At 42.4% G+C, this 12,340-nt stretch carries 7 protein-coding genes; all 7 read left to right on the forward strand.

Annotation, left to right across the window (positions count from 1 at the left end):
• Positions 1-296 precede the first annotated feature (296 nt).
• Positions 297-2,078 carry a hypothetical protein gene (locus tag K429_RS0100670; RefSeq protein ID WP_155923367.1) on the forward strand — a complete coding sequence of 594 codons (1,782 nt, stop codon included), beginning with the start codon at positions 297-299 and terminating at the stop codon, positions 2,076-2,078.
• A gap of 97 nt (positions 2,079-2,175) precedes the next feature.
• Positions 2,176-5,367 (forward strand): TonB-dependent receptor, encoded by a 3,192-nt coding sequence (locus tag K429_RS0100675; protein WP_025725725.1) that lies wholly within the window; start codon positions 2,176-2,178, stop codon positions 5,365-5,367.
• A gap of 20 nt (positions 5,368-5,387) precedes the next feature.
• Entirely contained in the window at positions 5,388-7,385 is a 1,998-nt protein-coding gene (locus K429_RS0100680; RefSeq protein ID WP_025725726.1) for a RagB/SusD family nutrient uptake outer membrane protein, read from the forward strand.
• A gap of 26 nt (positions 7,386-7,411) precedes the next feature.
• Complete coding sequence (locus K429_RS0100685) at positions 7,412-8,200, forward strand: DUF3823 domain-containing protein (protein WP_025725727.1); 789 nt, start codon at positions 7,412-7,414, stop codon at positions 8,198-8,200.
• A 103-nt stretch (positions 8,201-8,303) separates the two neighbouring features.
• Positions 8,304-9,839, forward strand: a complete 1,536-nt coding sequence (locus tag K429_RS0100690; RefSeq protein ID WP_025725728.1) for a glycoside hydrolase family 71/99-like protein — start codon at positions 8,304-8,306, stop codon at positions 9,837-9,839.
• A 181-nt stretch (positions 9,840-10,020) separates the two neighbouring features.
• Positions 10,021-11,283: a glycoside hydrolase family 71/99-like protein gene (locus K429_RS0100695; protein ID WP_025725729.1), complete on the forward strand. Its 1,263-nt coding sequence runs from the start codon at positions 10,021-10,023 to the stop codon at positions 11,281-11,283.
• A gap of 87 nt (positions 11,284-11,370) precedes the next feature.
• The gene (locus tag K429_RS0100700; RefSeq protein WP_025725730.1) at positions 11,371-12,333 is read left to right on the forward strand and encodes a family 43 glycosylhydrolase; all 963 of its coding nucleotides are present in this window, start codon (positions 11,371-11,373) and stop codon (positions 12,331-12,333) included.
• The last annotated feature ends 7 nt before the right edge of the window (positions 12,334-12,340 follow it).

Below are 12,340 nucleotides of genomic sequence, written 5' to 3' on the forward strand. Positions count from 1 at the left end.
TTCCTTCGATTAATCTATTTATATATTATTTTTTAAGTGGTATCTGTTAAAATGCAGTTAGGACCCTATTTAATAGTGAAAAAAATGCTTTGATTAATGTCTTTTTAAGGATAATATTAACGTTCTCCTTATAATTTTGTCCTTATATAATTTTAATTATCAAATTAATAGATATGAAAAATGCACAAGTATACGTAAAATACCCTCCTCCCGAATAGGGGTTCTTGGGATTATAAAAAGATGAGATTTTAAAAATGACTTAATTTATATATTTATCAACTTTTAATTTAATTATTATGAACAAACGATTTCTAAACGCGCTTTTGTGTGGTATGCTGTTTTTTTCATGTGGAACATTCTTTGTTTCATGTAGTGATGACGACAATTCCGATTTGGAGAATCGCGTATCAGTTCTCGAAGGTCTAATTGACGACATTAAGTCTCAACTTAGTAAGGCAATTACAATAGGTGCCACAGTTACCAACTGGGATGCTGAAAAACGTATTATCACGTTGAATAATGGAACACAGATTGATCTTGGTTCGCTTAGTAGTGGTGGTGAAGCTTCTAACATTGCCTTGGGAGATGGAGTGATTATTATTTCTATTGATGGTGTCGATTACGCTTTACCACTGGCTACTGCTATCAATTCATTGGTTTTCTGCCCGGAATCAACTGACCCCATTGTTTACATTGATCAGGTTACCAACCAGAATGGTGTAATGTTACGCTTCCTTGCAACACCTGCTCTCAGTGCAGATGCCCTTAGTAAGGCCAAGATTACTATTGCTGACGCTCGGGAGGTACAAACGCGTGCTAACACCAGTTTCTTCAAGCTGAAAGACTTGAAAGCTGATGGCGATCTTATCCAAGCAACGATGAAGGTATGGGATGCCACTCCAGGTAAGATTTATACTGTGGCTGTACATTTATCAGTACCAGGTGCTACGATTAGCTCTAATTACTTCTATGTATCGGTAGATGCTGATGTGGAGGTTGTTACCGAAGATCTTTCTATAGCTCCTGAACTGAAAGGACTCAATGGCGCTTCCCTAAATGAAGATGGCTCTTGGACGGCTACCTTACCTGATGGAACAGGTGATGTTCCTGCTTTCTTAGGTACTGTCAAGTTCCAAGAGATGATTACCATCCCTGGTGTTGACAATTTGTTTTACACATTAGCTCCAGCCGATCAGCAGAATGAATCTGTACGTAACAACTACAATAATCTTTCTGCTAATCTTTCTGCCGATGGTACATGGAATTGCGTGAAGCGTCCAGGTACGACGGGTGGTGAAGAAGGTATCTTGATTTTGCTCAAGGATGCAGATGATGTGACACGCGCTAAAGTGTATATTAAAGTCATCGATCCATTGGCTGATATTGATTTTCAGGAACTCTGTGGTGTAGAAGGTAATTTTGAGGGTGAACTTTATGGACGTGACGGTCGCTTCTTTGCTCCAGGTGTGAACGAATTAGATGTTCCGGCTACACTTGCTGCTTATGAAACAGAGATTCCTATTCGCCATTCTGGTGATGCTTTTTTTGTGGCTTATGCTAACTACAATGTTTCTACTGATGCGACAGGTTCATTGGTTTACAATGATGGTAGTGGCCAACTGGTATTGGGTGATTTTGCCAAAAAGTATTTGGGTGGTGCTCGCGGTGTATTCTGGTACTATCGTGGCTTCATGCTCGTTGTTCCCGAAACATTGGCGACCGATGGCAAATACGTTGATGAAACAGGTACCTATAATGGTGGTGAAAACTATGGCTACGATACATGGGGATCGGGTAATCCGGCTGATTACGTGAACAATTCTAACTTCTATGATTTCCGTCCAGGTGATGAATTTAGAACTGTTGCTTCTTTCGGTTGGAAGATGAATGAGAAGACCGGTGTGCTGACTACTCCGGCCGATTATGAAGGTTGGGGTGTTCGTATTGCTTTTGCAGCCGGCTTTGAATATGCTTATGGTGTGAAGAGTCTTTGTGGTAAAGGTGCCGACCAGTTGGGGATGCTTTTTATTAATCGCCGTACGGCTGCTGAAAATGCCAAAATGCCCTCTAAAAAATAGTCAAGGGAGAAATTTTCAGCAAGAGGGCACTATGTCTGCTCCTTTTGCTGAAATTCCAGACCAATTAAGATTTTCGTATAACAGAAAAATCTAACTTATGAAACAGTACATTCAAAATAATAAAAGGAGGAGAAGTGACTCCACGTCATCATTTAAAATGATGATGTTTGCATTTCTGTGCCTTCTAATTGCATTGCCTGTCTCGGCACAACTTCGCACTGTTACTGGTACGGTAGTCGATGGTACAGGTGAGGCGGTTATCGGAGCTAATATTCGGGTGGAAGGAGATCGCACACGAGGCACTATTACCGATATTGACGGTAATTTTAAAATAGAAGCTGCCCCAAAAGAAAAATTAATCATTTCTTTTATTGGTTATAAAGATGCCGTGGTAGTAGCTTCTACCAATAAACTGAACATTACGTTGAAAGATGACAACGAAATGCTCGAAGAAGTGGTGGTGGTAGGTTATGGTACGCAGAAGAAGGCTACGCTGACCGGTGCTGTCTCTGCCGTTAATAGCAAGGAAATAGCCGTAACCAAGAATGAAAATGTGGTAAACATGCTTTCCGGTAAAATTCCTGGTGTGCGTATCTCTCAACGTAGTTCGCAACCTGGTGAGTTTGACAATGCTATTGATATTCGTGGTATGGGTGAGCCGTTGATTGTGGTAGACGGTATTCCTCGTGATAAAGATTATTTCTCGCGTATGGATGCTAACGAAATCGAATCTGTATCTGTCTTGAAAGATGCCTCTGCCGCCATTTACGGTGTACGTGCTGCCAATGGTGTCATATTGGTTACAACCAAGCGCGGTGAAACCGCTGATGGTAAGTTTGACATTACTTTTTCTGCCAACTATGGCTGGCAGCAGTTCCTTTATGTACCCGAGACGGCAGATGCTGTGACGCACATGTTGCTAATTAACGAGAAGACATACAATACTACGCAGACGCAAAACTTCTTCCTTCGTCAGGCTCCCACGTACAGTTACGACCGTATCTTTGAGTATAGCCGTAACGGACGCAAGGGTACTAACTGGACAAAGGAACTCTTCAACGACAATGTGCCACAGCAGCAGTACAATGTCAGTGTGAACGGTGGTTCGGAGAAGGTGAAATATTTCTTTAATCTTGGTTATTTGAAGCAGGAGGGTGCTTATAAATTCAATTCACTGAATTATGACCGTTGGAACTTCCGCAGCAATGTAGATGCGAAAATCACCAACCGTTTGAAGGCGTCTGTACAATTAAGCGGTTACATGGATGAGAAGAATCAACCGTTTACTGATATATGGTCAGTATATAAGAAAGCGTGGACTTATCGTCCTACCTCTGATGCTTATATTGATGGTGATCACAGTCTTCCCGCTTATGACTCTGAGATGTTGGAGCCGGAAAATCCGGTAGCCGCTATCAATAGCAGCCTTTCTGGTTTTCGTCGTGAGAAGCGTAATAACTTCAATGGTTCGTTAGCACTGACTTACGATATCCCCGGTGTGAAAGGCTTACAGGCAAAGGCTTTTTATAGTTACGATTACTATACCACAAACAATACGTATTATAATCGTGCGTACAAGCTGTATAGTAAGAATGCCGATGGTACAATGACTACTTACGATCGTCATGCTGATGCCTATTTGAAGCGCCAAACGGATCCCTCTTATGGTACTGTGATGCAACTTTCTTTGAACTATGACAAAAAGTTTGGTGATCATAATATCAATGTTCTGGCCTTGTTTGAAGAACAGTATAATCAGTGGGAGAATTTTTATGCTCAGCGTTCTATGTTGCTGGATGGTGAATACCTGCTCTATGGCGAAAACGAAGGTCAGATTGGTAAGATGGACGGTGCAGGAGACAAAACACGTCGCGCTTTCGTAGGTCGTATGAACTATGATTATAAGGGACGATATATGGTAGACTTTTCATTGCGTTATGATGGATCTTCCAGTTTTCCTAGAGATTCTCGTTGGGGACTTTTTCCGGCTGTTTCTGTAGGTTGGCGTGCCAGCGAAGAGACATTTATAAAGAATCTGGTGCCTTTTATGAGCAATTTGAAAATTCGTGCCTCTTATGGTCGCATGGGAGATGATGGCGGCGCCAGTACTTATCCGCAAACGGCTATTGCCTATCAGTTGGATACGGATGGTAAGATTGGTTATATTTATAACGGTACATTTATTACCGGTGTATCGGCCACAGCAATTCCTAATCCTAATTTGACGTGGTACACATCCGACACATACAATGCTGGTATTGACTTTGACTTGTGGAACGGAAAATTAAGTGGTACATTGGAAGTATACAAGCGTAAACGTAAAGGATTGCTAGCTACTTCTTCAGCCGTTATTCCCGGTACAGTAGGTGCTTCATTACCTCAGGAGAATCTTGAAAGTGACCAAACTTACGGTTGGGAAATCAGCTTGGGACACCGTAATAACATAGCAGGTGTGTCCTATTGGGTGAATGGGCAGATATCTGCTACCAAGAACCGTTGGGACTATCACTTGGACGGTCAGGCAGGTAACTCTATGGAAAACTGGTATCGTAATGATGTTTCAGGGCGTAACAAGGACATATGGTTTACGTATGAAGAAGGTGGTCGTTTTACTAACTATGATCAGATTCGTTACCACAATACTACGGGGGCTAATTTCGGTCAGTCAACTCTGCCTGGTGATTACTGGTATAAAGATTGGAACGGTGACGGTGTTGTAAATGATAATGATAGACATCCGATGGCTACCTATAATCTGCCTGTTTTCAACTATGGTATAACGATGGGGGCCGAATGGAAGGGGATTGATCTCTCCATGAACTGGCAAGGCGCAGCAGGTGTGTATAATTCGTATGATGAAGTATTCACTGAGGTAGGCCCCTTCAATGGTGGTGCTGTGTTGGACATCTATACTGACCGTTGGCATACAGTTAATGCAACGGACGACCCTTGGAATCCCAACACGCAGTGGGTGTCAGGGCTCTATCCAGCTACTGGTCACAGTTTCAGTACGGGTTCTACTGGCATCAAGAATACATCGTATATTCGTCTGAAGACACTGGAATTGGGCTATACGTTACCCAAGACTTGGCTTGTCAAAGCGGGTATCAAAAACCTACGTATATATGTTAATGCTTACAACCTGTTGACTTTTACGGGGCTGGATAATATTGATCCTGAACGTCCGGGCCGTCAGGGTGGAGCTAATAACAATCGTGATGAGGGTATTTTGTTCTATAACTATCCGGTGAACCGCACATTCAATATTGGCGCAACGCTTAAATTCTAATATGATAAGGAGAATTGAAAATGAAGATATTTAAATATGTATTTGTAGCAGCCGCATTGGGGTTGACAGTTATTTCGTGTGCCGATATGGACTTGGAACCCAAAGGTTTGCTCTATGATAATGTGTTGATGAGTTCGGACAATGGTATCCAAAAATATTTGGCATTGGTTTATCAGGATCTGCCGGTTGAAGACTTTAATTATGGTCAGAATGGTGATCAAAAAGGGTATGCTACGGTGAACAATAATGGTTGGCACGTGGGTAACCAATGGCAAGCACAGAAAAGTAGTCCTGCTTCTGCCTGTTTGGAGGCTACTGGACGCTGTTCAGAGTATGGTGATGGTTGGGGATATTGGCCCTATGACCGTATTCGCGATATTAATACATTGATTGAGAAATTACCGCAATATTATGAGGAGGGTAGTACTGAACTGAATGAGCATTTGGCGGAAGCTCGTGCTTTGCGTGCTTTCTATTATTTCGGTATGGTGAAGCGTTACGGTGGTGTCCCCATCGTGCGTACCGTACTTGATCCTTTGGCACCTGTTGAGGAGTTGAAACAGCCGCGTGATACGGAGTATGATTGCTGGAAGTTCATTCAGGAAGACTTGGAATTTGCTATGGAGAACGGTGCTTCAGATAGAAGCAAGGTGGAGCGTATGAACCGTTATGGAGCAGCTGCTCTGATGTCACGTGCTATGCTTTATGCAGGTACTATTGCTAAGTATGGTGGATACATCAGTACCACCGGTCCGGCAGTACAAGCTGGATTGATGGGTATGTCTGCCGATAAAGCTACCGAGTTCTTTCAGGCATCTTATGACGCTTGCAAGTTTTTGAAAGAAGCAGGTTTCAAGTTACATACGGGGGCTGATAAGGTGCAGAACTTTCTTGACGTATTTGGAAAGATAAATAAAGAAGACGAAGATATTTTTGTAAAAGAATATGGTTCTAACTCTGAACTGCCTGCCGGAACCAGTTTGTTTCACATGTGGGATACTGCGATATTACCGTTAGGCGATGGCCTATCCGCTGACTTGGGTTGTGCTTTGCAGCCTACATGGGAGATGATTTCTATGTATCAAGTTCCGACAACAATTGACGAGAATGACCAACCGATTCGTTTTAATGATATCACCGACTTCTGGAATAATGGTGAAATGGAAGCACGCTGTCAGGCAACGTTTTTCTTCTCTGGTATGAAGGAACCGAATTCGGGTACAATGATTGATATTCAGGCTGGTGTCTACAAGACGTTTGCCGGACTGACTGCTTCGATGGTAACTAGTGCTGAAAATGGTACGGATAATGAGTATAATGCAGGTATTCGCATTCGTACTGATGCTGCTTCAAATCGTGGCGAATCACAGGAAATTAATGGCAAGATGGTTAAGATTTCCGGTGCGCATGGTATGACGGTGAGTGGTGGTGACGAAGGCCGTGGCTATATGGGGGCCTTCATTCGTAAGTACGTGGACTATCAAGGTATTAATACTACTCGTGTCTTCTTCTCATGCCAGCAGCCATGGAAGATTTTCCGTTACGGTGAGGTGCTTTGTAACTGGGCGGAAGCTGCATATGAATTGGGCTTGGAATTTGGTGACGAAGCGTTGAAGCAAGAAGCTATTGCTATTGTGAATGAACTACGTGACCGTGCAGGTGCTCGTCTTTATACAATGGTAAGTAGTCCTGCCGATCTAGGTACGGAGGTATATGGTTTCCCCATTGATGAGAATCTCCAGTTTATTCGTGATGAGCGGGCTCGTGAGCTTTGTTACGAGAACCATCGTTTGTTTGACTTGCGCCGCTGGCGCGTGGCCGATGTCATGTTCCAGGATGGTGTGAAGGTACATACACTTTCTGCTTACTACGTGGTGGACGAGGATAAATGGATTTTCTTGAGTGAAGAACCGGTAGAGAACCGCAAGCAAAATTTCTACAAGAGATGGTATTATGAACAGATTCCGGGTGGAGAAATAGGTAAGAATGATCTGCTGATACGTAATGACGGTTATTAATGGTAAATCTAATAAATGTGATGAATATGAAGAATTTTTTATATAATTTGTTGTTAGGCGGTACATTGACTTTTGGGGTCGCCTCTTGCATGGAAGTAGATAATTTCGATGCTCCGTCAGAATGCTTGACGGGTAGCATTATTGATGTTACTACAGGACAGAACATTCTTGCTGATCAGGCAGAAGCCCGTGTGCGTATTTGGGAGAAGAGTTACAGTCTCAATCCCTCTCCACAGGATATTCCGGTGAAGCAGGATGGTACGTATAACAATACTAAATTATTTGCCGGTACGTATGATGTAGCTGCGGAAGGTCCCTGGTGGCCAGTAGATACACTTCGTAATGTTCCTGTAGGAGGCAAAGTGACACGGAACTTTGAGGTGACACCTTATTTGAAAATTACGGACTTTTCTGCCATATTGGATGGTGATACTCTTCGCGTAGAGGGAAGATTAGCTGCTCCGCCCATTCCAAGCTATAATGCAGATCGTGGCGATGTGATGCCACAAATAATGGATGTGCGTTGTTTTATTAGTTCCATTCAGTTCTGTGGTAATGCCAATCATTTGGATGCTTATTACAATTTGGAAGTGAACAAAGTGAAGAAAACGGTGATCAACGTGCGTAAGGCATGGAGTAACATTTCTGATGGTGTGGAAGGCAGTGACGGACTGACTCATAGTAAGGATACCTATAAGTTTGCTGTATGGGCTAAGCCGGGTTACACTTTTTTTGTTCGTATGGGTGCCCGAGTGGATGATACCTTCCAAATGTATAATTACTCGGATATAGTGAAGATTGAAGTTCCTCAATAAATTATAGTGGCTATTTAAAATTATAAACAGGATTGAATTTGGATAACAGGTCGGAAAAAGGTTTCCGAAGCCTTTTTCCGACTTTTAATATAAAAACGAGAAAATGAAAATGAAATTAAATAGATTATGCTTTATTATATGTTGTGGCTTGTTGTCAAGTTGTTTTGTAACTTCGTGTGGTGATGACAAGGTGGAAATTCCGCCTGCTATTCAACCGGAAGATCCTGACAAACCTACTGTTCCAACTGAGGAAGAGTATAATAAGCCAACGTTTACCCTTCATGAAGAAGGCCAGCCGTTTGATACCTATCGTGGATTGATGATGACTGGTTATCAGGGATGGTTCGGAGCACCAGGTGATGGATGTAGTCATAGCAATGCGGATAATACCGCTTGGTATCATTATCGGGAAAATGATGTGTTTAAACCAGGTGTCTTACAAAATTCCATTGATATGTGGCCTGATATGTCTGAATATACAAAGAAATATACGCCAGGTGTGGATGGTCCTACTAATCGTTCCTCCAAATTTATTCTGCCCAGCGGTGAGGTAGCGCAAGTATATAGTGCTTATGACGAATCGAGTGTACTACTCCATTTCAAATGGATGAAGGAATACGGTATTGATGGTGCTTTTATGCAACGTTTCGTGGGTGAGGTCATCAATAATCCCGATGGAAAAGATCACTTTGATATGGTATTGAAACATGCAATGAAGGGAAGTAACCAATACCAACGTGCTATCAGTATAATGTATGATTTAGGAGGTTTTATGGAAGGTAGCCGCGATGAGAGTGCAGTGCTGGCGGATGCACAGGCAATTATGGATTTGTATCAGTTAAAAGATCGTAGTCAACAGAAGTTCTACCTATATGAGGATGACAAGCCACTTCTTGCTCTTTGGGGAGTGGGTTTTGATGAGAAGCCTTTCAATGCAGAAGACATAATTAGTTTGATAACTGCGTTAAAAGATCAAGGTTGGAGTATAATGTTGGGCGTGAACGATGATTGGCGTACGCATAACTCCACTAAATGGCCACGTGCCAAGTATCAAGAGGTGGTGAAAAGTGCTAATGTCATTTTTCCTTGGTTTGTAGGTCGATATGGTACAATCGCTGACTATAATAGTAAACGTAAACCGATAATTGATGCGGACATTAAATGGTGCAAAGAGAACGGTGTGCATTATGCTCCTCACTGCTTCCCAGGTGGAGCTGATTTGAATATGCATCCGAATAATAGTGTGGTAGATCGCTTGGGGGGAAAGTTTTTTTGGGAACAGCTTTATGGCGGCATCAAGTTAGGAGCAGAGATGATCTATGTTGCGATGTTTGATGAAATAGACGAAGGTACTGCTATTTTTAAGTGCTTGAACAAGAAGGATGTTCCGAGTAATGTACCTGAAAAGGATTACTATGTGTGGTATAATAAGAATACTGGTAGTTATGGGCGTGGTGCTGCTTCGGTGGATGAAAGTACACTTGGCGGAGGCTGGTGTAAGAAGGCAAGTGAATTGAACATTGTATTCCAGGGTATTGAAGATGATCTGCCTACTGATCATTATCTCTGGCTTACCGGACAGGCACGTAAGATGCTTCGTGGTGAGGTGCCGTTGAAGAATACTTGGCCAGCACGGTAGTTCGTTACTAATGCTATAAGGAGCCGGATTTTACTGACTTATACCTATTCCAATCAGACAAAAAGTAATTATGGCTAATTATGAATAGTACTACCCCTTCTTTCGGTTATTCCTATCAAGAAACTTTGGAATGGACAATAACAGTCCAGAATTAATATCTACTACTTAAATTATTGTAATTATGAGAAACTGCTTTTTATTATTATTTTTTCTTTTCCTGTTCGGAAGCTTGAGTGCAGCACCCAGGCATTCAAAAAATACCAAATATCCATCATATAAGGGTCTTGTTATGGCGGGGTATCAGGGCTGGTTTCATCAGCCAGGCAAAGGAGTGATGTATCCTGACGAGAATAGTGTCCGTATTGATATGTGGCCGGATGTCAGTGAATATGAAAAAACATATCCGACAGGCCAAAAACTTGCTGATGGTTCTACTGCCCGTTTCTTTTCTTCTACCGATGAAAGTACAGTAGACCTACATTTCAAGTGGATGCAAGAGTATGGATTGGACGGAGTGTTCATGCAGCGTTTCTTTGGAGCAGCTCGTCCGGAAGCACGTAAAAGGAGTTTCGTTTTACAACATGCCATGAAAGCGGCATCCAAGTATAGACGTGCTATCGGGGTTATGTATGATTTATCCGGTTTGGGAGCTAAAGGTGAAGATTGCTCCATGCTGATAGACGACTGGAAATATTTGGTTGATTCGTTGCGTGTGACTAATCAAGAGGGTGAACAAACGTATGTTTTTTATAATGGCAAGCCGTTGGTTACCATTTGGGGAGTTGGTTTTCCAGACCGTCCATATGATATCCGTAATATTGGTCTGGAGCGTTTCATGGATTTCTTGAAGAATGATCCGGAATATGGTGGTTGTAGCGTGATGTTGGGGGTACCCACTTTCTGGAGAGACTTGAATGCTGACTGTGTACACGACCCCTACTTACACGAACTGATCAAACAGGCAGATATTATTTTGCCATGGATGGTCCAGCGTTTTACTCCATTGCTTCACAATGATATGGACCGTTATCGAGATGTCATTCTTGATGATATTGCTTGGTGTAAAGAGAATAATATCGGCTATGTGCCTTGTGTAACTCCGGGATTCAGCTGGTACAATCTGAGTCGCCATGCATTTAAGGATGATGTGAAACCTTCCGGTTCGATTCCCCGTCAGGGTGGACGTTTCTATTGGCAACAGATTTCTACAGCGATCAATGCAGGAGCTACGATGCTGTATGTAGCTATGTTTGATGAGGTAAACGAAGGTACTGCAATCTTTAAATGTACAGATAATCCTCCTGTTGGGAAAGAAGTCAAGTTTGTGGGGATGGATGGAATGCCTTCTGACCATTACTTGTGGCTCACAGGGGAGGCTGCAAAAATGCTTCGTCATGAAAAACCGCTGAGTTTCGAAATGCCTCGGCGAGATGCGAACAAATAGTGCAGCTTTAACAAAAAAAAAATAATATTTTTTAATAGTGTAGTTTTATTTTTGATCATATTAAACACTTAAACAGGAAATATACGTATGAAAACTTTTTTTATCACCTTGGCTGCCTTGTCGCTCACATTGATGAGTTGTAACAGCCAAAAGCAAAAAACGGTTACTTTAGGGCCGAATCCTTTTATTACTCACATGTATACTGCCGACCCTTCGGCCCATGTATGGGAGGACGGACGCTTGTATGTGTACGCTTCGCATGACATTGATCCGCCACGTGGGTGCGATTTGATGGACCGCTATCATGTATTCTCTACGGATGATATGGTAAATTGGACAGATCATGGTGAAATTCTGAACTCTTCACAGGTGCCTTGGGGACGTAAAGACGGTGGATTCATGTGGGCGCCCGATTGTGCATATAAGAACGGTACTTATTACTTCTATTTTCCGCATCCGAGTGGTGATGACTGGAATAATACCTGGAAAGTCGGTGTAGCTACCAGCAAGTATCCCGCCAAAGACTTTGAAGTGCAGGGATATATTGAAGGATTGGGTAATGCTTTTGCAATGATTGACCCTTGTGTGTTTGTAGATGATGACGGGCAGGCTTACTTCTATTATGGCGGTGGCGGTCGTTGTGCGGCAGCCAAACTGAAAGATAATATGATGGAAATAGCTGAACCTTTGAGAGACATGGAAGGACTGAAAGATTTTCATGAAGCTACCTGGGTGCATAAGAAAGACGGTGTTTACTATATGTCGTATGCTGACAATCACTCGGATAATGGAAAAGGTGCCAACCGCTTGAATTATGCAACAAGTGACTCTCCGATGGGGCCGTGGAAATATCAGGGCATTTATCTGGAACCGACAGGTTGCGATACAAGCCATGGATCTATAGCTGAATATAAAGGTGAATGGTATGCTTTCTATCATAACTGTTCTATTTCAGGACAGGGAAACCTACGTTCGGTCTGTGTAGACAAGCTGTATTATAACTCGGATGGAACAATACAGGTGGTAAAACAGACACGAGGACAGAAATAATTATTAA

The sequence above is a fragment of the Bacteroides sp. 14(A) genome (assembly GCF_000526555.1).
Lineage (GTDB): Bacteria > Bacteroidota > Bacteroidia > Bacteroidales > Bacteroidaceae > Bacteroides > Bacteroides cellulosilyticus.

What these genes read in the sequence shown, in the direction of transcription:
- K429_RS0100670 (WP_155923367.1), top strand. Translation starts at nt 297, where the DNA reads ATGAACAAACGATTTCTAAACGCGCTTTTGTGTGGTATGCTGTTTTTT.
- K429_RS0100675 (WP_025725725.1), top strand. Translation starts at nt 2,176, where the DNA reads ATGAAACAGTACATTCAAAATAATAAAAGGAGGAGAAGTGACTCCACG.
- K429_RS0100680 (WP_025725726.1), top strand. Translation starts at nt 5,388, where the DNA reads ATGAAGATATTTAAATATGTATTTGTAGCAGCCGCATTGGGGTTGACA.
- K429_RS0100685 (WP_025725727.1), top strand. Translation starts at nt 7,412, where the DNA reads ATGAAGAATTTTTTATATAATTTGTTGTTAGGCGGTACATTGACTTTT.
- K429_RS0100690 (WP_025725728.1), top strand. Translation starts at nt 8,304, where the DNA reads ATGAAAATGAAATTAAATAGATTATGCTTTATTATATGTTGTGGCTTG.
- K429_RS0100695 (WP_025725729.1), top strand. Translation starts at nt 10,021, where the DNA reads ATGAGAAACTGCTTTTTATTATTATTTTTTCTTTTCCTGTTCGGAAGC.
- K429_RS0100700 (WP_025725730.1), top strand. Translation starts at nt 11,371, where the DNA reads ATGAAAACTTTTTTTATCACCTTGGCTGCCTTGTCGCTCACATTGATG.